Source organism: Dokdonella fugitiva (assembly GCF_004342425.1).
In the GTDB taxonomy this organism is placed as follows: domain Bacteria; phylum Pseudomonadota; class Gammaproteobacteria; order Xanthomonadales; family Rhodanobacteraceae; genus Dokdonella_A; species Dokdonella_A fugitiva.
In genome coordinates, this window is the sequence record NZ_SLWQ01000002.1 from 156297 (window position 1) to 177106 (window position 20810).

The window sequence follows — 20810 nt, forward strand, 5'->3', positions numbered from 1 at the left end:
ATGGCGGACCACGCGACGAGCCTGCTCGAAGCGCAGGCACTGGAGCTCGACGCGCGCGATCCACTCGCGGCGTTCCGCGACGAATTCCTCGTGCCGCGCAACGACGACGGGTCGGAGCAGACGTACCTGTGCGGCAATTCGCTCGGGCTGCAGCCGCGCGCGACGCGCGCCGCCCTGCTCGACGAACTCGACGACTGGCACCGTCTCGCGGTCGAGGCGCATTTCCGCGGGCGCCACCCGTGGATGCCGTACCACGGCTTCGTGCGCGACGACCTCGCCGCGCTGGTCGGCGCGCTGCCGCACGAAGTCGTCGCGATGAACTCGCTGACCGTCAACCTGCACCTGATGATGGTCAGCTTCTACCGTCCGGACGCGACGCGCAATGCGATCCTGATCGAGCGCAACGCGTTCCCCTCCGACCACCACGCGGTCGAGTCGCAGATCCGCTTCCACGGCCACGACCCGGCGTCCGCGCTGATCGAAATCGATCCCGACGAGCCGGGTGGCACGCTCTCCGACGCGGCGATCCTGGGTGCGATCGAGCAGCACGGCTCGCGCATCGCGCTCGTCATGCTGTCCGGCGTGCAGTACCTCACCGGCCAGGCCTTCGACCTCGCCGCAATCGTGCGCGCGGCGCACGCGAAGGGCTGCCTCGTCGGCTTCGATCTCGCCCATGCGGCGGGCAATCTCGCCCTGCAGTTGCACGACACCGGCTGCGACTTCGCCGTCTGGTGCAGCTACAAGTACCTCAACTCCGGTCCCGGCGCGGTCGCCGGCTGCTTCGTGCACGAGCGCCATGCACGCGCCGCGCTGCCGCGCTTCGCCGGCTGGTGGGGCCACGACCAGGCCACGCGCTTCCGCATGGCGCCCGAGTTCGACGCGACGCCGGGTGCCGACGGCTGGCAGCTGTCGAATCCACCGATCCTCGCGCTCGCGCCGTTGCGCGTGTCGCTGTCGATCTTCCGCCGCGCCGGCATGGGCGCGTTGCGCGCCAAGTCGGAAGCACTGACGGCGTACTTCGACGCGCTGATCCGCGAACACGCCGGCGACGTGCTCGAGATCACCACGCCACGCGAGCCCTCACGCCGCGGCTGCCAGCTGTCGCTGCGCGTGAAGGGACCCCGCGAAGCGGGCCGCTCGCTGTTCGACCACCTGCACGCCCGTGGCATCGTCGTCGACTGGCGCGAGCCCGACGTGATCCGCGCCGCACCGACGCCGCTGTACAACCGCCGCATCGACTGCCTGCGCTTCGTGCTCGCCGTGCGTGAATGGGCGGCAACGCGGAAGCGCTGACGCGCTGCGGCTTGGCGCGGATTCAGCTCGGCGTCGCTAGCGTGGAAGCCGGTTCGACGCGCCCCGTCCGGGCGCCACCTGGAGGTCCGACCATGCATGTCCACAAGCAACTGATGCTGGCTGCCGCCCTCGCGATCGGCGGCACCTGCGCGATGATGGCGACGCCGGCTCAGGCGCGCGTCCACGTCGACATCTACGCCAACGTCGCCCCGCCGCCCCTGCGCGCGGAAGTCGTACCGGCGCCGCGCCGTGGCTACGTCTGGGTCCCGGGCTATTGGGGGTGGAGCAACCATCGCCATCGCTGGCACCGCGGCCACTGGGTGCGTGCGCGTCACGGCTACCACTACGTGCCCTCGCGCTGGGATCGCGACGGCGATCGCTGGCGCTACCACGGCGGCCGTTGGGAGCGCTGACGCCAGTCCGCAGTCCAGCCGTCTCCGACGGGCGGTCCGCGCGAGCGGCCGCCCGTTTTTCATGGCGGTGCCACCGGCTCGGCCTCCGCGTGATGGCCGCAGCAGCGTCGCATCGCGACAACCCCGTCGTTTTCGGAACCGGCGCGGATTCGATGCCGCGTTCGCGCACAGAGTGCGCTGCTGCAGGTCGTTCGCGCGCGCAATCGTCACGCTGGCGCGGGCGAGCGCCTGCTCAGACCCTGCGCGCCAGCTCCGCCGCGACCTGCGTCGCCGCCTCGAGCGTGGCCGCGACGTCATCGCGCGTGTGTGCGGTGGAGACGAACAGGTTCTCGTACGCGCCCGGGTGGAACAGCACGCCCCTGGCCAGCATGCCTTGCCACCAGCGGCGGAAGATCTCCTGGTCCGCATGGCGCTCGGCATCGCGATAGTTGTGGATCTCCTTGGTGGCGAACCACACCTGCATGAGCGGACCGACGCCGACGACGTAAGCCGGCAGGCCCGCGTCGCTCATGACCTTGCCGAGGCCGAAGCGCAGTTCGTCGGACACCGCGTCGAGCTGCGCATACAGGCCGGGCGTGTTGAGTTCGTCGAGCGCCGCGTTCGCGGCCGCGATCGCGATGCCGTTGGCGCTGTACGTGCCGGCCATCGACACGGTGCCATTGGCGACGAGCGCCATGATGTCGGCGCGCCCGCCCATCGCGGCCACCGGGAAGCCGCCGCCGATGCCTTTGGCGAACACGGACAGGTCGGGCCGGATGCCGAGCCGTCCCTGCGCGCCGGCGAGGCCGAGCCGGAAACCGGTGATCACTTCGTCGAAGATGAGCACGACGCCGTGCTTCGACGTGAGCTCACGCATCGCCTCGAGATAACCGGGGCGCGGCAGGATGCAGCCCGTGTTGCACATCACCGGTTCGGTCAGCACCGCGGCGATCGAATCACCTTCGCGCGCGATCGCATCGGCAAGCGCCTGCGCGTCGTTCCATGGCAGGATGATCAGGTTCTCCTCGACGCCCTTGGGCATGCCCGGGCCCTGCGGCACCGGCACGGGGCGCGCGTCGGGGCCCGCCTTGTCGATCGACGGATGCTTGCTCCAGTACACGCCGTCGGAGAAGCCGTGGTACATGCCTTCGAAGCGGATGATCTTGTTGCGCTTGGTGAACGCGCGCGCAAGGCGCGTCGCGTACAACACCGCTTCGGTGCCGGTATTGCACAGGCGCACGCGCTCGACGCTCGGCACCGCATCGACGATCTTCTGCGCGAGCAGGGCCTCGTCGGCGGTCGGCAGCGCGAACACGGTGCCGCGCTGCTGGATGAAGTCGACCACCGCCTGGGTCACGCGCGGCGGCCGGTGGCCGAAGATCATCGGCCCGAGGCCGAGCAGGTAGTCGATGTATTCGTTGCCGTCGACGTCGCGCAGGCGCGAGCCCTGCCCGCCCTCGACGAACAGCGGATACGGGTTCCAGCCCGACCACGTCGCACGCGCGGTGCTGTTGACGCCACCGGGGATGAGTTTGCAGGCGGCGTCGAAGAGGTCGGCGCTGCGCGCGGTGTCGAAGCCGTCGACGAGGCGTGCGACGGAAGAAGGTTTCGAGGTATCCATGTTCAAAGGAGGCGACTCCGAAGGCGGATCGCCGCGCGCGGGCGCGGCGGGCGTGTCTGGAAAGCATCGCGGCTGAAGCCGCTCCCGCGATGGTGGTGCACGAGCCGCTACGGCGCGACGGTATCGATGCGTCAGGCGACCAGCGGCGCCGGTGCCGGCGCAGTGTCGTGGCCGTGCGCCGCGAGCTCGCCGGCGAGCAGGGTCGGCAGCAACTCGAGCGCGTCGGCGAAGCCGGTGATCGGCACGTACGGAATGCCGGCCGAGCGGCAATGCTCGATCAAGCGGTGCTTGGCGAACACGAGGTCGGCTTCGCCGGCGACGCAGAAGTCCGACGTGCCATCGCCGATCAGCAGCACGCGCTTGCGTTCGGCGTGCGCATCGCCGGCGCTCGCGCACTTGCAGTTGCCACTGCGGCAGTTCGGCCGGCCATGCGGGAAATCGAGGCGCCAGCCGCTTTCACCGACCGCTTCGAGTCGATTGGCGACGATCGGCAGGTCGTCGAGGCCGTGCTGGCCGAGCACGCGGCGGATCGCGTAATCGAGGCCGTCGCTGAGCACGGTCAGCGGCACGCCGGCGTCACGCGTCGCCGCGACGAACGCCGGGAACGCGCGATCGATCATCATGCCGTCGAGATGCGCGTCGAGTTCGGCGTCGCTCGCTTCGAGCAGGCCGACCTGCTGCGCCATGCAATCGCGCGAACCGATCTCGCCGCGCTTCCAGGCCTGCTCCAGCGCCTGCCAGCCCGGTCGCCCGAAGCGCTCGAGCAGGGAGTCGGTGATGTCCTCGACGGAGATCGTGCCGTCGAAGTCACAGAGGATCGTCCAGTGGGACACGGATGGCTTCCCGCGGCCCGTCGGAGGACCGCCACGGTGGCAGCCTAGCGGGGGTGCCTTTCGGGGTGGTTTCGGGGCTGAAGCGAGGGCGGCGGGCTGGACCGCCGATTCGCGCCGGGAACGTGCCGCGATGGAGGTCCGATCACGGGCGGCGCGAGGTGCAGAAAAAATGGAGAATCGAACATCACGGGCTGCGACAGCGCGACGCGCCAGGCCTCAGCGAGATTTCACGAACCGTACCAGCACGCGCTGCCCGACCCGGAACGCGCCGCCGTCGAGGCGCAGTACGCATTCGACGTCGTGCGCGCCGGCGCGTTCGACCGGGTCGTCGGTGAGGCGGCTGGGGCCGAAGACTTCGCCGACGCGCAGCACTTCGGCCGCGACCGGCGTACCTTGGTCGGTATCACGCACGACTTCGGCACGCATGCCGGGCTTGACCAGGTCGACGTAGGCCTCGTTGAGTTCGGCGCGCACGATGCGCGGACGATCGGGCAACAGCTGGAACAGTTCGGTCGCCGCCTGCGCCGAGACCGCATCGCCGACGTGCACCGAACGACGCACGATGCGTCCGGCCGCCGGCGCGGTGATCGTGTGCGCATCCAATTCGGCGCGTGCCTCGTCGAGGTGCGCGTGCGCCGCCTTCACCGCCGCTTCAGCGACGGCAATTTCCGCCTTCAGCACGGCCAGCGCGGTTCCCGCGTCGTCGGCGGCCTGACCACTCGCGGCGCCTGCCGTCGCCGCGGCGGCGGCGCGCTGCGCCGCTTGCGCCGTCGGCGCGAGCTTCGCCTTCAGCACGCCGAGCTGGGCATTCGCCTGCGCGACGCCGGCTTCGGTGACGCCGACCGCGGTGCGCGCCTGGCGTTGCTCGAGCCGCGCCAGCACGTCACCCTGCCTGACGACGTCGCCATCTTCGACGCGCACCTCTTCGACGCGCCCGTCCCGCGGCGCGACGACGCGGATGAGCCCGCCCTCGACGTCCACCTGGCCACGCGCCATCGCGATCCAGCTGCCGTTCGCCGGCGCCGCCGACGCGGTGCGATCGAACGCGTCGTCGGAACACGCGACCAGCAGCATCGGCACGAATAGCAGCGGCAGCCAGCCCGCACGCATCCTCATGATGATTCCACCTCGTTCCAGGCCGGCGCGGGCGCACCTGTCGAGCATACCCGCGCATCCAAGCGATGCATCCTACCTTGCCGCACCGGCGCGCCGCCCCCCCCTCATGGCGACCTGCTCGCGGCGACGCGCCGATCGGCGAGGATGCGCCCGTCTTCCATCGCCAGCACGCGATCCGCGTGGCCCACCAGACGCGGATCGTGGCTCACGCAGAGCACGGTCGCGCCGTGCGTGCGCGCGATGCGATGCAGGGTGTCGATGACGATCTGGCCGTTCGCCGCATCGAGCGCGCTGGTGGGTTCGTCGGCGAACAGCAACTGCGGCTCCTTGGCGAGCGCACGCGCGATCGCGACGCGCTGCTTCTCGCCACCGGACAGTTCCGCCGGCCTGAGCTGCATGCGGCTGCCGAGGCCGACCTCGGCGAGCGCATCGCCCGCGCGCCGTCGCGCGAGCGCATCGCCGAGGCCGAGGTAACCCAGCGGCAGCATCACCTGTTCCAGCGCGCTCAGCGCGGGGAACAGGTTGAAGCCCTGGAACACGAAGCCGGTGTGCTGCAGGCGGAACCGCTCGAGTTCGGCCGGCTCGAGCCGCGCGAGGTCCTGGCCGAGCGCGAACGCGCGGCCACCGTCCGGGCGCAGCAGGCCGCTGAGGATCGCCAGCAAGGTGCTCTTGCCGCAGCCGGAGGGGCCGGACACGAGCGTGAGTTCGCCGGCCGCGATCTCGATCGACAGGTCGCGCAGCACGTCGGTGCGCACCGCCCCCGTGGTGAACGACTTCGACAACGCGTCGGCGACGAGGGTGGCGTCCATCTCAGCGCAGCAGCAGGGCGGGGTCGGCATGGCGCAGCGCGCGCACCGCGGCAAGGCCGGACAGCAGCGCGATGCCCATCACCAGCGTCGCGCAGATGGCGACGGTGACGAGGTCGAGCTGTACCGGCACGTCGCGGCGATGCGCGAGCAGGACGACGAGCGCGGTCGCGACGCCGCCGACGACGAGGCCGAACGCGCCGACCCACGCCGCCTGCTCGAGCACGACGCGGCGCAATCGCGCGAAGCCGACGCCGAGCGCGTGCAGGGTCGCGTATTCGCGGATCGAGCCGGCGACCGCACCCATCAGGGTCTGGCTCGTGATCAGCGCGCCGACCACGAACACGACGATCGCGAGCAGCACGACGCCGAGCCCGGCACCGGTCTCGAACATCCAGTAGGCGACCGCGCGCCGTGCGAACGCGTCGCGCGTCCATACCTCGAACCTGCGCGCCTGCCCCCGCGGTTGTAGGCGCTGGCGCACCGCCGCCGCATCGCTGCCGTCACGCAGCTTGACGACGTAGTAGGCGACCCGTCCGTCGCTGTCACCGTTGTCGAGGCGACGCGACGTCGCGAGCGAGGTCACGATGTTGACGCCACCGAGCGCGCGCAGGCCACTGCCGACGCCGACGATGCGCACGCGATGGCCGTTGACGACCGCTTGGCCGCCGACGTCGAGGCCGAGCTTGGGCAGGTCGGCGCGATCGACGATCACGCCGTCGGGCTCGTCGAGCAACGCGCGCAGCGCCGGCGTGAGCGCGTCGGCGAACATGAGTGCATCGGAGCGCGTGTCGATGCCCGAGACGAACACCGAGACGCCGCCCTTGTCGGCCGGCCCGCGCCAGTCGCCGTCGATCCAGTTGAACGGCTCGACGCGCTCGACCGCCGGATCCATCAGCGCGGCGATCTCCGCCTGCTGCGGGATCGGCCGGCCCAGCTCGATGCTCTGCGTGCCCGGATAGCCGAGCCAGAGCTCGCCGCCGGACTTGCGGATATAGACCGCGGAGCTGTTGAAGATGCCGAACACGAGCGCTGCCTGGACGAGCAGCAGCAGCCCCGAGAACGCGACCGCGAGTGCGGACGGCAGGAATCGTCGCCACTCGTGCACGAGCGTCTTGCGCGCAAGCGGCACCATCAGCCGGCGCCTCCGGGCGGCAACGGCGCGCCGCCGAGCGCCTTGTACAGCGCGATGAATGCGAGGCTGCGCTCCTGCTCGGCCTGCAGCAGTTCGAGCTGGGCCTGCAGCGCGGCCGACTCGGATACGGTCGCCTCGACGCCGTCGGCGAGGCCGAGGCGCTGCAAGGTCGCGGTCGAGCGCGCCTCGTCGGCGAGCGCGGCGGCGCCGTCCCGCAGGCTGCGTGAGGCGCGTGTGCGTTCGTGCAGCGCGGACATCGCAGCTTCGGCTTCGGCGACGCCGTCGAGGACGGCCTGTCGATAGGCGAGCACGCTCGCCTGCAGCGCCTTCGCGCGCGCGTCGCGCGCCGCGCGGCGCGCGCCCCAGTCGAACAGCGGGATCTCGATCGCGGGACCGAACGTGACGATGCCGTCCGCGTCGGACAGGCGCGTGTGGCCAATCACGCGCGCGGCATAGGTCAACGCGCCACCGAGTCCGACGTGCGGATAGAGGTCGGCCTCGGCGATGCCGAGTTCACCGGCGGCCTTCTCCACTTCGTATTCGGCGCGGCGGATCTCCGGTCGCGTGCGCAGGAGGTCGGCCGGCAGCACGTCGACCACCGCCGCCGAATCGCCGAGCACGAGCGGCGCGCCGGCGGCGACCACGTCCTCGTCGTCGCGCGCCAGCAAGGCGGCGAGCTGGCGCCGCGCCCGCACGATTGCGGAGCGCGGCTCGGCCAGCGCGGCTCGCGCGCTCGCCTCTTCGGCGCGCGCATGGGCGACCTCGCGCGCGGCCGCCAGGCGCAGCCCTTCGCGGGTCGCGAGCAGTTCGCGCTTGCGCTGCGCCTGCGCGGCGATCTGCTCGAGCAGCTCGGCGCGGCGTTCGGCACCACGCAGCTCGACGTACGCGCGCACGACTTCGGCGACGACGCTCACGCGCGCGGCCTGCGCCTCGCTTTCGGCGATGCCGAGGTCGCCTGCACTGGTGCGCGCGCGGCTCTGCGCGCGGCCGAACAGGCCGAACTCCCACTTGGCGTCGAAACCGGCCTGGAAATAGCTCGCGCTGCTGTCGGGCGTCGGTTCGGCGTACGTGCGGAAGCCGAACTGCGGCAAGGAAGCATCATTCGCGTGCGCATCCAGCAGGCGCGCAGCCTCGATGCGCAGGCCGGCCTGGGCGATGCCGAGGTTGTCGGCGAGCGCGGCATCGACGAGGCGATCGAGTTCGGCATCGCCGAAGGTCTTCCACCAGCCGTGCAGGTCCGGCGCCGGCGCGACCGGGCGCCCTGCGTGCTGCCAGGCAGGCGGCGCATCGCGCTGCAGGGGCGGCAGCGGCGCCACGGCGCATCCGCCGAGGAGGAGCACGGCGACGAGCGGCGCACGGCGACGAAGCGGGGTGCGCGGCGTTTTCGGCGTGCGGGGATCGGGCATGCGGTGCGATCGACGTGCGGGCAGCGGCCGCCAGCGGCGACCACACGCAGTCTAACCGAACCGCGCTGTCCCACGACGCGCCCGCAGGCACGGCGCAGCGTCGCGCCGCGCCTGCAGGCGACCCCGCGGGCGCAAGGTCCGTGTCGACCTCAGTTGAAGCCGTTCGCGAAGATGAGCTCGGAATTGATCTGCAGCGCGCCGATCTCCGGCCAGTCGGGTGGTGACTGGCGCGGATAGCCGACGCCGCGCTGGTCCCACGCCCAACCGAGCACGTTGTTGCCGCCGAAGGTGTCCCACGTGCCCGGCGTCGGCCGGCGCGTACGCGTCGAGCCTCCCTGGTCCTCGAGCGGGCCAAGGCCCGGATCGTCGTGCGTGGTGTCGTTCGGACACGGCGCGCCGCAGAGCATCACGTTGTTGTGGCCGCCGTTGAAACCCGCCCCCGGCTTGCCGGTGAGGTCCACGGTCGGATACTGCGCAGGCGCGGCCGTGTTGACGTTGTTGGCGATGATCGTGCTGTCCATTTCGCCGGGGACGCTGATGTGCACGCCGGCACCGAGGTAGTAGCCGAGGCCGATGTCCCACTCGTGCGAGGTGTTGAACGCGATCGTGCTGTTGTAGAGGTTGAGCTTGCCGACCGAGAAGATGCCGCCGAACCGGTTGGCGACATTGTCGGACACGGTGCTGTTGGCCATCGTCAGCGTGTAGCCCGGATCACCCTTGGTGGCGATGCCGCCCATGCGCGCGGCCTGGTTGCCGGAAATGGTCGAGCCGAGCACGAGGCCGCCGTTCCAGATGAACAGGCCGCCGCCGAACGACGGCGTCGCGCTTTCGCTGATCGCGACGTTATTGGAAATCGTGCTGTACTTGCTGACCAGCCCGTCGTGCGCATAGACGGCGCCGCCACTGGCGTAGCCCCAGCCCGTCGCCTTGGCCATGCTGCCGGTGATGACGCTGTTCTGAAGCACCACCCCTCCTCCCGCCCATACCGCGCCACCGAGCGCGGGGCGGTTCCCCGTACTGAGCGCGTTGCAATTGCGCAGCAGCACGCGGTCGAGCACGACGTTGCCCGCCGCGTGCACGCACCCGCCGAGCGCATCGTCGGTCGTGCGGTACTTGAAGCTGTTCTCCATCATGACGCCGGAGACCTCGAGCGTGCCCGAGGCGATGTCGACGAGGATGCCGTCATTGAGATTGCCGTCGATCACGAGCCGGTTTGCGCCCGGGCCCTGGATCGCGAGATTGTTCTGCGCGAAGTAGATCGCGCCGCTCGTCAGCGTGATGCGGCTGCACGCCAGCTGCGTGAGGTCAATCGTATCGTCGCTGAGTGCGGCGGCGATCGTGTCGCGCAGGCTGCCTGCGCCACTGTCATTGCAATTGGTGACAACCCACGTCGTCGACGGCCGAGCCGGCGCCGCGGGCCCGGCTGCGCCGGCCAGGTGTTGCAGCAGCGCCGGCGGCACGACGATGCGGCCATCGATCACGCGTGCGCGCAAGGCATCCAGGCGCGAATCGGCGTGCAGCGCCGGCGCGGCTACGGACAGGCATGCGGCCATGCAGGCGGCGAGCGGCCGCAGCGGGGAGCGCGACGGGACGGGACGGGCGTTCGGAGTCTTCATGACCGGGATTCCTGGGTACGGACGGTCACGGTTAACGCCGAACCACCCGCGGTTCGGACATGCCGCGCCGCCGCCACTCAGGCCGCGCGTGCGTTCAATGCGTCGAGGAAGGCTTCGCCGTAGCGCTCGAGCTTGCGCTCGCCGACGCCGCTGATCGCGCCGAGCGCGCCCAAGGTCTGCGGACGCTCGCGCAGCATCGCGAGCAGGGTCGCGTCGTGGAAGATCACGTACGCCGGCACGCCCTGCTCCTTCGCCAGCCGCGCGCGCAGGCCGCGCAGCGCGTCCCACAGCGGCGCTTCGTGTGCGGCGATGTCGAGGCTCGCACGCGTGCGTTCGCCCCGCGCCTGCTGGCGGCGCGCACGGCGCTCGCCGCGATCGGCCTGCCGGCGCAGGTGCACCGGCTGCTCGCCACGCAGCACGGCGCGGCTCGCCGGGGTGAGTCGCAACGTACCGTAGCCCTCGTCGTCCGGCGTGAGCAGGCCGATCGCTACGAGCTGGCGGAACACGCCGCGCCATTGCTGCTTGTCGAGTTCGGCGCCGACGCCGAACGTGCTGAGCCGGTCATGCCCTAGGCTCCGCACGCGTTCGTCGGCCTCGCCGCGCAGCACCGTGGTCAGATGGCCGACACCGAAGCGTTGGCCGGTGCGATACACGCACGAGAGCGCCTTCTGCGCGACGATGCTCGCATCCCAGGTCTCGGGCGGATCCAGGCAGTTGTCGCAATTGCCGCAGGGCTCGGCCAGCGTCTCGCCGAAGTACGCAAGCAGGCGCTGGCGCCGGCATGCGGTCGTCTCCGCGTAGCCGAGCAGTTCGTCGAGCTTGCGCCGTTCGACGCGCTTGCGCTCCTCGCCCGACTCGGACTGCGCGATGAACTGCGCGAGCGTCACGACGTCGGCGAGGCCGTAGCACAGCCACGCCTCGGCCGGCAGGCCGTCGCGTCCGGCGCGGCCGGTCTCCTGGTAGTAACCTTCCATGCTCTTGGGCAGGTCGACATGCGCGACGAAACGCACGTCGGGCTTGTCGATGCCCATGCCGAACGCGATCGTCGCGACCATCACGACGCCGTCCTCGCGCAGGAAGCGCTGCTGGTTGCGCGCGCGCAGGCCTGCGTCCATGCCGGCGTGGTACGGCAGCGCGGTGACGCCCTCGCCGGAGAGCCATTCGGAGATTTCGTCGACCTTGCGCCGCGACAGGCAGTAGACGATGCCCGACTCGCCCGCGTGCGCGCCGAGGAAGTCCTTGAGCTGGCGGCGCGCATCGTCCTTCTCCACCACGCGGTAGCGGATGTTGGGCCGGTCGAAGCTCGCAACGAATTCACGCGCGGACTCCAGCGCGAGACGCTCGACGATCTCGCGCCGCGTCGGCGCATCGGCGGTCGCGGTGAGCGCGATGCGCGGAATCAACGGGAAGCGTTCGTGCAGCAAGGTCAGCTGGCGGTATTCGGGGCGGAAGTCGTGCCCCCACTGCGATACGCAATGCGCCTCGTCGATTGCGAACAACGCGACCCCGGCGCGCGCGACGAGGTCGAGGCAGCGCTCGGTGAGCAGGCGCTCGGGTGCGACGTAGAGCAGTTTCAGCGCGCCCGCGGCGAAGCGCCGCTCGACCTCGCGCTGCGCGGCGGCGTCGAGGCTCGAATTGAGGAACGCCGCTTCGACGCCGAGCTGGCGCAGCGCGTCGACCTGGTCCTGCATCAGCGCGATCAGCGGCGACACGACGATCGCGCAGCCGTCGCGCAGTAGCGCGGGAATCTGGTAGCACAGCGACTTGCCGCCGCCGGTCGGCATCAATACCAGCGCGTCGCCGCCGCCGGCCACGTGTTCGATGATCGCCTGCTGCTCGCCGCGGAACGCGGGATAACCGAAGACGGACTGGAGAACCTGTTCTGCACGCGATGCCATCGCGCAATGCTAGTGTGCCGCCCCGCAAGTTGCATCAGGCAATCGCGCACGCGCACGCAGGAATGTCGCGCCGTCGCGCGCGAGCCCGCCGGGCCGCGACGACGGCATCCGCTGCCGTCGCCGCAGTGGTGCAGATCAGTCGACCCGCACGAGGTCGAGGCGGCGCCCGAGCGGCCGCGCCTCGAGTTCGGCCTCCAGCCGCGCGAGGGTGCGCAGGCGCGCGCACACGCTGCCCGCGCGCTTTTCGAGGTCCTTGCTGTGCTTGGCGACGATGCGCTCGACCTTGTCGTCGATGCCGTCCGCGCGCGCCTGGAGTTCGGCGGCGGCCTTTTCGTCGCCGCTGAGGGCGACGGTGACGGCCTGGCCGGCGACGTTGCCGACGACTTCGGCGACCAGCGTGCCGACGCCCTCGGCGATGAGCCGATCGAGGTCCTCGTATTTCCACGCCGCGAGGTTTTCGTTCGCGTCGATCCGGCGGTGGACGTCCGCCGATACGCGCGCGAGCCGCTGTGCGCTCGCACGCGCGGTCTCGGCGTCCTTCGCGAATGCGCCCGACACTTCGGTGACGGCGTCGAATGCGATCTGGATCGCGTCATGCGCGATCTCGCGCACCTGCGGCAGCACGTCGCGCACGCCGTGCTCGATGCCGAGCACGCGCTCGCGGTCGGCGGCGCCGAGTTCGATCTCGCGACCGTCGACGCGCAAGGTGCCGTGCGCAATGACGATCTCGGCCGCGGGCCCGCCGCTGCGCGTGAACACGAGCGCGTCCTGCTTGATCGCCATCGAATAGTCGCTGTGCAAGCCGCAGTCGGCGCCGTGCAGGTCGATCCCGGCATGCGCGACGGAACTACCGGCGAGCGCGAACGCCGCCATACAGGCAAAACGGAACATGCGCAATCCTCCTCTCGGGTGTCGGCCCTTCGATGCACAGGATCGGCGCAAGGTTTAAGGCGCACGCGTGCCTTCGGTCGGGGGTGACGGACACCCTGCCTGAAGTCATGCCCCCGGATGGAATCGTGCATTTGCGACGCTGAACTCCCGGGGTGCGCAGGCGTGCCTCGCACCTCGTGCAGATTGCCGCGCGTGTTCAGAACTGGATCTGCGCGCGCAGTTCGAAGATGCGTGGATCGAGCGAGAGATTGCCCTTGTCGCTGGTCGCCTGGATGTAGTTGGCCTGGAACTTGAAGTGCTGGGTCAGGTACCAGTTGGCGCCGAGCGTCCAGTCGTGCTCCTTGCCGCCCCGTACCGGCCCGTCGTTGAGGTCGAGCTCGCTGTAGCGCAGCAGCAGTTCCCAGGCACCCCACTTGCCCTTCGGCTTGATGTTGCCGACGTTGCCGCCGCTGTACGGGCGCGACTCGCCCGTGAGCACCCAGCTGCCGAACACGTAGCCGCCACTGGCCTGGAAGTCCGGGTTGCCACCGAAGCGCGACACGTCCGCGCGCAGCAGCTCGCCCTGCACCGACCACGGGCCGGTGATCCACAATGCCTCGAGGCCGCTGCGATCGACGCGATCGGCCTTGGACAACGAACCCGTGTCGACGAGGCGCACCGGCGTGAGCCCCGTTTCCGGTGGGGTCGACAGGCGCACGCTCGGATCGTGGTGCACGCCGCGGCCGTCGGTGGTGCCGTCGCGATCCTCGCGCGATGCCGAGAAGCCGAGGTGGATCACGTCGCCCTCGGCCTTGCGCGGCGTCCACGCGATGCGGCCGCCAAGGGTCGTGCCGTCGTTGTCGCCGAGCAGGTCCTGGCCCCAGTAGTAGCCGAGGTTGACGATGTACGCGGGGTGCTCGAACTGCCAGTCGATGCCGGTGCGGCGGCCCTCGAAGATCGCCTGCGCCGGCAGCGCGAGTTCGAGGAACGAGGTCGCCTTGGTGCCCGTGACACCTTCGAATGACACCGGCGTCTTCGAATAGCCGAAGCGGAACGCGCCGATGTCGGTGCCGAGGAACGGCTTGGATTGCACGCGCACGTTGGTGTCGAGCCAGGACTTGCCCTGGTATTCGTAGTCGATGATCGCCTCGTACACGCCCTTCTTCTTCAGGGTGAGGCCGAGCTCCTTGCGCCGGTTCGTGTGCGAATCCTCGAACGCATGGCTGCCGTCGGCGCGGCGGTCGTCGCTGAACGCGTTGACGTCGTAGCGGTAGACGCCGGTCAGGCCGACGTCGGTGCCGTCGCCGAAGGTGTAATGCACCGGCCAGTTCTCGAGGTCGTACGCGGCCGCCGGTCCGGCGGTGGTACCCAACAGGAGCGCGACCGTCGCGCGCAGGCTTGCCTGGTTCATGGCTCGTGGTCCCCGTGATGATGCGGAAGATGCTGCAGGCCGGCACGCCGTGGCGGAACTGACCGCGGGTTCTAACGACATGCCGGTCGACCCGTCGATATGTTCCCACGGATATATCGCCGGGCACGCGGACGCATGCTCAGCGCGCCCGCGGTCGAATGTCGCGCGGTCAGTCGTCGCGTGCGACGAGTCGCCGCAGGGCGGCCAGATCGGTGGCGACGGCCGCGTTCGCGGCTGCACGCATGCGCTCGTAGCGGTCGAGCACGGTGTCGCCGAGGCGCGTCAGGCGCGCGCCGCCGCCACCGCTGCCGCCCTTGCTCGCCTCGACGAGCGGGCCGCGGAAACCGCGGTTGAGTTCCTCGACGAGTTGCCATGCGCGCCGGTAGCTCATGCGCATGCGCCGGCCCGCGGCGGCGATCGAACCGGTCTCGCGGATGCCTGCGAGCAAGTCGCGCTTGCCCGGCCCGAGCGCGACGCCGGGCGCCGGCATCACGCGCAGGTGGATCGACGTGGACGGTTTCGTGCGGGCCATCGCGGCGCTCGTGCGGAACGGGAAGGCGATCATGCGCGCGCGTCCCGCGCGCGTCCATGCCGGCGCACCGCCGCCGGCCAGCCAGCGGCTCGCGCATCCGCGCGCAGGGACTCGCGCGCGCACCCCGACTGGCGTTATGTTCTGCCGGGAATATCGCATGGGAGTACGCCGCATGGTCCGCGCAGCAGGCCCGAGTCGCCCGTGGTGCCTCGCGATCCGTGGCGTGCTCGCATTCGCGCTGTGCGCACCCGTCATGGCGCGCGCAGACGGTTTGCTGGTGTTCGCCGCAGCGAGCCTCAAGCCGTCGCTCGACGCGATCCTCGCGATGCCGGAGGCCGCCGCCCTCGGCGCCAGGGCGAGCTACGCGGCGAGTTCGCAGCTCGCCCGCCAGATCGAGGCGGGCGCGCCGGCCGCGCTGTTCATCTCCGCCGACCAGGACTGGATGGACCACGTCGAGCGACACGCGCTCGTCGTCGAAGGCACGCGCGCGAACCTCGTCGGCAATGCGCTCGTGCTGGTCGCGCCGAAGGACAGCGCGACGAAGCTCGACATCGCGCCCGGCTTCGCACTCGCCGCGGCGCTCGGCAAGGACGGCCGCCTCGCGCTGGCAGAGCCGAACAGCGTGCCCGCGGGCAAGTACGCGAAGGCCGCGCTGACGAAACTGGGCATATGGGATGGCGTGGCCACGCGCGTCGTCGCGGCCGACGACGTGCGCGCCGCGCTCAACTTCGTCGCGCGCGGCGAGGCGGTGCTCGGCGTCGTCTATCGTTCCGACGCGGTCTCGGAGCCCGCGGTGCGTGTCGTCGCCACGTTCCCCGAGGCGACCCACGCGCCGATCGTCTACCCGGTGGCGATCCTCGCCGGCCACGACGCGCCGGCTGCGCGCAAACTCCTCGACCTGTTGCGTGCCCCGGCAGGACGGGCGATCTTCCGCGAGCATGGATTCGATGCACCGCCAGAATGACCCGGGTACGGGCAGCAGGTCGCTCGCCCGGCGCAGCGCCCGCGCAGCGCGCCGCGCGACGACGCCGCCGTGAGCGCGCTCGCGCCCGACGACTGGCAGGCGCTCGCGCTGAGCCTGCGCGTCGGCTTCCTCAGCGTGCTCGTTTCGCTGCCGTTCGCGCTCGCACTCGCCTGGCTGATGTCGCGCCGGCGTTTCCCGGGACGCATCCTGCTCGAATCACTGCTGTTCCTGCCGCTGATCCTGCCCCCCGTGGTCACCGGCTATGCCCTGCTCGCCCTGCTCGGCCGGCATGGTCCGCTCGGCGCCCTGCTCGGTGAATTCGGCATCGTCGTCGCATTCCGCTGGACGGGCGCGGTGATCGCCGCCGCGGTGATGGGTTTCCCGCTGCTCGTGCTGAGCGTGCGCGTCGCGTTCGACAACGTCGACCGTCGCCTCGAAGCGGCCGCCGAAACGCTCGGCGCCGGCGCGTGGCGACGCTTCGCGACCATCACGTTGCCGCTGTCGTTGCGCGGCATCGTGGCCGGCTGCGTGCTCGCGTTCGCGCGTGCGTTCGGCGAGTTCGGCGCGACGATCAGCTTCGTGTCGAACATCCCGGGCGAGACGCGCACCTTGCCGATCGCGATCTACGAGCTGCTGAACGCGCCGGGCGGCATGCCCGGCGTGCATCGCCTCGCGCTGGTCTCGCTCGTCGTCGCGCTCGGCGCGAGCACGGCCGCCGCCCTCGTCGCGGGCCGCGCGCCGTGGCGGAGGAGGCCGGCTTGATCGAACTCGCGTTGCGCCACGCCTACGCCGACCTCGAACTCGACCTCGCGTTCCGTTCCGACGCGCGCACGCTCGCGCTCTACGGCGACTCCGGCGCCGGCAAGACGAGCGTGCTCAATGCGATCGCCGGACTGCTCGCGCCGCAATCCGGGCGCATCGCGATCGACGGCGAGGTGCTGCTCGATACCGCGCGCGGCGTCGCCGTGCCGGTGTCGCGGCGGCGCATCGGCTACGTGTTCCAGGATGGCCGCCTGTTCCCGCACCTCGACGTGCGGCGCAACCTGCTCTACGGTGTCGAAGGCCCGCATGCGCAGTTCGCGATGATGGTCGAGCTGCTCGGGCTCGGCGCGCTGCTGCAGCGGCGGCCGGACGGCCTTTCCGGCGGCGAGCGCCAGCGCGTCGCGATCGGCCGCGCGCTGCTCTCCGATCCGCGCGCACTCCTGCTCGACGAGCCGCTCACCGGCTTGCACGCGCAGGCGCGGCAGCAGGTCCTCGACCACCTGCGCCGGCTCAAGCGCGAGCTGCGCGTGTTCACCGTGCTCGTGAGCCATCATGCCGACGAAGTCGCCGCGCTCGCCGACGAGGTCGTGCGCATCGATGCCGGCCGCGTCGTGCGCCAGCAGCCGGTCGCCGAGTTCGCCGCACGCCACGCACGCGTGATCGAAGCCGGCTGAGCGTCGCGCTCGCGGCTGGCCGCCGCCGGGCGCATTCGCTAGGCTAGGCGTCCGATGCAACGGATGACCGAGGTCGCCATGCTGCTGCGCCGTGCTTTCGTCGTGACGCTCCTGACCGGCCTGCTCGCCGCCTGTGGCAGCGGTGGCCCGCCGCGCAAGGTGCATCCGTCGACGGCATCGATCCAGCAGCTCGCCGTGCAGGCGGACGGCAGCTGGAAACTCAGCCTGCGCATCCAGAACTACTCCACGTTCCCGATGCATTTCAGCCGCATCGAAGCCGGCGTCACGATCGACGGCAGGAATGTCGGCCGGCTCGAGGCCGTGCCCGACATCGACATCCTCGGCAACAACGGCGACGTGGTCGAGGCGACGTTCCGGCCTGACGCCGCGATCACGTTCGGCACCGACATCGCTTACGCGTTGAAGGGCACGATCGAGACGAGCGAGCCGAAGGAAAGCTTCAAGTTCGAAACCGCGAGCCGGCTGACGCCGGTGCCGGGCGTGCCGAACACCTATCGCTGAGGCGTTGGTGTCCTTCCGCATCGCGCGCACGCCAGGCACGCGAACCTCCCGTGCAGCACGCTTCGCGCTTCATGCAGCGCGTGTTCCGCCGTCGGCTCGATGGCGAACCGCGGGCGCTGCAGCCGGGATTGCTCCTGCAGCGGACCTAGGCGCGGCAGGCGCAATTGGTTAGGCTAGCGGCCCATTCAAACGATCGTTCGAATCCCGTCCGCCCGCTTCGCCGCTGCTCGAAGCGCTTCCGAGGAACCTGCCATGAGCCGCTACACCGCCCCGCTCGCCGACCTGCGCTTCGTGCTGCACGACGTGCTGGAGGTCACGACCACCTACGCGCGCCTGCCCGGCTGCGCCGAAGCGACGCGCGACGTCGTCGACGCCGTGCTCGAGGAGGCGGCGAAGTTCGCCGAACAGGTGCTCGCGCCGTTGAACCAGGGCGGCGACGCCGAGGGCTGCAGCTACGACAAGGCGACGCAGAGCGTGCGCACGCCGAAGGGCTTCAAGGAAGCGTTCGCCAAGTACGTCGACGGTGGCTGGATCGGCCTTACAGCGGCGCCTGAATTCGGTGGCCAGGGCCTGCCCGAGACGCTCGGCGCGGCGCTCAAGGAAATGGTCGACTCGGCGAACCTCTCGTGGGGCAACTATCCGATGCTGTCGCACGGCGCATCGTCGGCGCTCGAGCACCACGGCGAGGACTGGCAGCGCGAGGTGTTCCTCAAGCCGCTCGTCGCGGGCGCCTGGACCGGCACGATGTGCCTGACCGAGCCGCATTGCGGCACCGACCTCGGCCTGCTCAAGACGCGCGCGGAACCCGCGGCCGACGGCAGCTGGCGCATCAGCGGCACGAAGATCTTCATCACCGCGGGCGAGCACGACTTCGTCGACAACATCCTGCATCTCGTCCTCGCGCGCCTGCCGGACGCACCCGCGGGGGTGAAGGGCATCTCGCTGTTCCTCGTGCCGAAGTTCAAGGTCGCGCGCGACGGCACGGTCGGCGAACGCAATTCGCTCGCCTGTGGTTCGATCGAGCACAAGATGGGCATCCACGGCTCGGTCACCTGCGTCATGAACTTCGACGGCGCCGAAGGCTGGATGGTCGGCCAGCCGAACAAGGGACTCGCAGCGATGTTCACGATGATGAACACCGCGCGCCTCGCGGTCGGCCTGCAAGGGCTCGGGCTCACCGAGCGCGCCTACCAGAATGCACTCGCCTACGCGCGCGAACGCCTGCAGATGCGTTCGTTGTCCGGGCCGAAGTTCCCGGAAAAGCCCGCCGATCCGCTGATCGTGCATCCGGACGTGCGGCGCATGCTGCTCACGCAGAAGGCATTCGCCGAGGGCGGGCGAGCGCTCGCGCTGTACGCCTACCTGCAGGAGGACATCGCCCGGCACTCGGCCGACCCGGCCGAGCGCGAGCGCGCCGAAGCGCTGGTCTCGTTCCTCACCCCGATCGTCAAGGGCCTGCTCACCGAGACCGGCATCGAATGCACCTACCACGCGTTGCAGGTGTTCGGCGGACACGGTTACATCGTCGAGAACGGCATGGAGCAGTTCGCCCGCGACGCGCGCATCACGACCCTGTACGAGGGCACGACGCAGATCCAGGCGATCGACCTGCTCGGGCGCAAGGTCATGCAGCTGCAAGGCGTCGGGCTGAAGCATTTCCTCGCCGAGATCGGCGCGTTCTGCGCGAGGCATGCGGGTGACGCCACGCTCGCCGAATTCATCGCGCCGCTCGGTGCCGCGGCGAAGGAATGGGGCGAGCTCACGCTCGATCTCGGCAAGCGTGCCGCGGCGAACCCCGAGGAAATGGGTGCAGCCGCGTACGACTATCTCTTCTATTCGGGCTACATCGCGCTCGCCTACCTGTGGGCGCGCAGCGTCGCCGCGGCCGACGCGTCCACGCAGTCCGCCGGGTTCAAGGCGGCCAAGCGCGCGACCGCGCGCTTCTACTACGCGCGCATCCTGCCGCGCACGCAGGCGCATGTGGCGGCGATGCGGAGTGGGGCGGCGAATCTGCTGGAGCTGGAGGAGGGGCAGTTTGGTTGAGGGCCTGGGGTGAGGGCTGAGGGCTGGAGCTCGCTCGATGCGGAGTTCCGGTCCACATTCCCTTCGCCCTGAGCGCCGGCCCGCAGGGCGTCGAAGGGCATGCGGGTATCGCGCGCGTTTCGACGCCGCTCGCTGCGCTCGACGCGAACGGTAGCCAGGCGGCCGGCAGCCCGCATCAAGCCGGCTTGCGCCCAGTCCCGGGCTTGGCTTGCCGTTCGCGACGCTCCTGCGGCGCAGTCGGTGCCAGCGCGAATCGGTCCACGGCTGCGCTCAACGCGGACGATTCCTGGTGCTAGGATCCACTCCAGCCGATCGTCCGCCGCACTGCTGCATGGCCTCGCCGACCGACGTCCGAACCGACCTGTCGATCCGCCTCGCGAATGCGGACGACGACGACTTCATCCTCGGCCTCGTCGGCCGCTTCGTCGAATTCGAGCTGCCGCCGTGGCGCCGGCGTGGCGAATGCGCGCAAGGCATCCGCAACGACATCGAGCGCCATCTCGCCGAACAGCCGCCGGGGTCGCACATATTCGTCGCCGAGAACGCGGACGGCGAGCGCGTCGGGTTCCTGCACCTGCAGTTCGTGATCGACTACTTCACCTCGGCGCAGAACTGCCATATCTCCGACCTCGCGGTCGCGCCCGCCTTCGACGGCCAGGGCATCGGCGCCGCCCTGCTCGCCCATGCCGAAGCCTGGGCGCGCGCGCATCACTGCCGCCACCTGACGCTCGCCGTCTTCCCGGGCAACACCCGCGCGCGCGCGCTGTACGAGCGCCACGGCTTCGGCATCGACGTGCTGCGCATGGCCAAGCCGGTGCGCTGAGCGCGTCACGCGGCCTTTTTCGCGCGGCGGTCAATTTCCTGCCATCTCGCTTTTGTTCTATGCTCGCGGCGCCCCGTCCCCGTGGCGGGGCTT

Annotated in this window: 17 protein-coding genes and 2 pseudogenes; 8 read left to right on the plus strand and 11 right to left on the minus strand. The window is 70.5% G+C overall.

Annotation, left to right across the window (positions count from 1 at the left end; genetic code table 11):
* On the plus strand, positions 1–1293 hold the full coding sequence (kynU, locus tag EV148_RS04950; protein WP_131995465.1) for a kynureninase: 1293 nt from the start codon (positions 1–3) through the stop codon (positions 1291–1293).
* 92 nt (positions 1294–1385) lie between these two features.
* Positions 1386–1706 (plus strand): YXWGXW repeat-containing protein, encoded by a 321-nt coding sequence (locus EV148_RS04955; RefSeq protein WP_182517867.1) that lies wholly within the window; start codon positions 1386–1388, stop codon positions 1704–1706.
* Between the two features lie 232 nt (positions 1707–1938).
* Here EV148_RS04955 and EV148_RS04960 read toward each other — a convergent pair whose 3' ends face one another.
* The 11 genes and pseudogenes from EV148_RS04960 to EV148_RS05010 all read right to left on the minus strand — a co-directional run bounded on the left by EV148_RS04960 (position 1939) and on the right by EV148_RS05010 (position 14929).
* Positions 1939–3306 carry an aspartate aminotransferase family protein gene (locus tag EV148_RS04960; RefSeq protein ID WP_131994435.1) on the minus strand — a complete coding sequence of 456 codons (1368 nt, stop codon included), beginning with the start codon at positions 3304–3306 and terminating at the stop codon, positions 1939–1941.
* 131 nt (positions 3307–3437) lie between these two features.
* A complete protein-coding gene (locus tag EV148_RS04965; RefSeq protein WP_131994438.1) occupies positions 3438–4139 on the minus strand; it encodes an MtnX-like HAD-IB family phosphatase in 702 nt (233 codons plus the stop codon).
* A 216-nt stretch (positions 4140–4355) separates the two neighbouring features.
* The gene (locus EV148_RS04970; protein ID WP_158287328.1) at positions 4356–5255 is read right to left on the minus strand and encodes an HlyD family secretion protein; all 900 of its coding nucleotides are present in this window, start codon (positions 5253–5255) and stop codon (positions 4356–4358) included.
* A 104-nt stretch (positions 5256–5359) separates the two neighbouring features.
* Positions 5360–5983 (minus strand): annotated as a pseudogene (locus EV148_RS04975) (ABC transporter ATP-binding protein); the annotation flags it as partial.
* Between the two features lie 82 nt (positions 5984–6065).
* Positions 6066–7196 carry an ABC transporter permease gene (locus EV148_RS04980; protein WP_131994447.1) on the minus strand — a complete coding sequence of 377 codons (1131 nt, stop codon included), beginning with the start codon at positions 7194–7196 and terminating at the stop codon, positions 6066–6068.
* Positions 7196–8602, minus strand: a complete 1407-nt coding sequence (locus tag EV148_RS04985) for an efflux transporter outer membrane subunit (protein ID WP_131994450.1) — start codon at positions 8600–8602, stop codon at positions 7196–7198. Before EV148_RS04985 ends, EV148_RS04980 begins: the two co-directional genes overlap by 1 nt.
* A gap of 149 nt (positions 8603–8751) precedes the next feature.
* Entirely contained in the window at positions 8752–10218 is a 1467-nt protein-coding gene (locus tag EV148_RS04990; protein ID WP_131994453.1) for a choice-of-anchor Q domain-containing protein, read from the minus strand.
* Positions 10219–10295: 77 nt separating this feature from the next.
* Positions 10296–12116, minus strand: coding sequence for a DNA helicase RecQ (gene recQ, locus EV148_RS04995; RefSeq protein WP_131994456.1), 1821 nt, complete (start codon positions 12114–12116; stop codon positions 10296–10298).
* A gap of 135 nt (positions 12117–12251) precedes the next feature.
* Positions 12252–13007: a DUF2884 family protein gene (locus EV148_RS05000; RefSeq protein ID WP_131994459.1), complete on the minus strand. Its 756-nt coding sequence runs from the start codon at positions 13005–13007 to the stop codon at positions 12252–12254.
* A gap of 196 nt (positions 13008–13203) precedes the next feature.
* Positions 13204–14397: an OprO/OprP family phosphate-selective porin gene (locus EV148_RS05005; protein ID WP_131994462.1), complete on the minus strand. Its 1194-nt coding sequence runs from the start codon at positions 14395–14397 to the stop codon at positions 13204–13206.
* 169 nt (positions 14398–14566) lie between these two features.
* Positions 14567–14929: a winged helix-turn-helix domain-containing protein gene (locus EV148_RS05010; RefSeq protein WP_182517872.1), complete on the minus strand. Its 363-nt coding sequence runs from the start codon at positions 14927–14929 to the stop codon at positions 14567–14569.
* Between the two features lie 172 nt (positions 14930–15101).
* Between EV148_RS05010 and modA the strand changes: the two genes are divergently transcribed.
* From modA to EV148_RS05040, 6 genes and pseudogenes are all read left to right on the plus strand, one after another.
* Positions 15102–15893, plus strand: a complete 792-nt coding sequence (gene modA / locus EV148_RS05015) for a molybdate ABC transporter substrate-binding protein (protein ID WP_241987982.1) — start codon at positions 15102–15104, stop codon at positions 15891–15893.
* Positions 15894–15962: 69 nt separating this feature from the next.
* Positions 15963–16655 (plus strand): molybdate ABC transporter permease subunit, encoded by a 693-nt coding sequence (modB, locus tag EV148_RS05020; RefSeq protein ID WP_131994468.1) that lies wholly within the window; start codon positions 15963–15965, stop codon positions 16653–16655.
* Positions 16652–17254: pseudogene (locus tag EV148_RS05025) on the plus strand (ATP-binding cassette domain-containing protein); the annotation flags it as partial. The gene modB and the pseudogene EV148_RS05025, both read left to right, overlap by 4 nt.
* A 138-nt stretch (positions 17255–17392) precedes the next feature.
* On the plus strand, positions 17393–17851 hold the full coding sequence (locus tag EV148_RS05030; protein ID WP_131994474.1) for an LEA type 2 family protein: 459 nt from the start codon (positions 17393–17395) through the stop codon (positions 17849–17851).
* 252 nt (positions 17852–18103) lie between these two features.
* Complete coding sequence (locus EV148_RS05035) at positions 18104–19894, plus strand: acyl-CoA dehydrogenase C-terminal domain-containing protein (protein WP_131994477.1); 1791 nt, start codon at positions 18104–18106, stop codon at positions 19892–19894.
* Between the two features lie 331 nt (positions 19895–20225).
* On the plus strand, positions 20226–20717 hold the full coding sequence (locus tag EV148_RS05040; RefSeq protein WP_131994480.1) for a GNAT family N-acetyltransferase: 492 nt from the start codon (positions 20226–20228) through the stop codon (positions 20715–20717).
* The last annotated feature ends 93 nt before the right edge of the window (positions 20718–20810 follow it).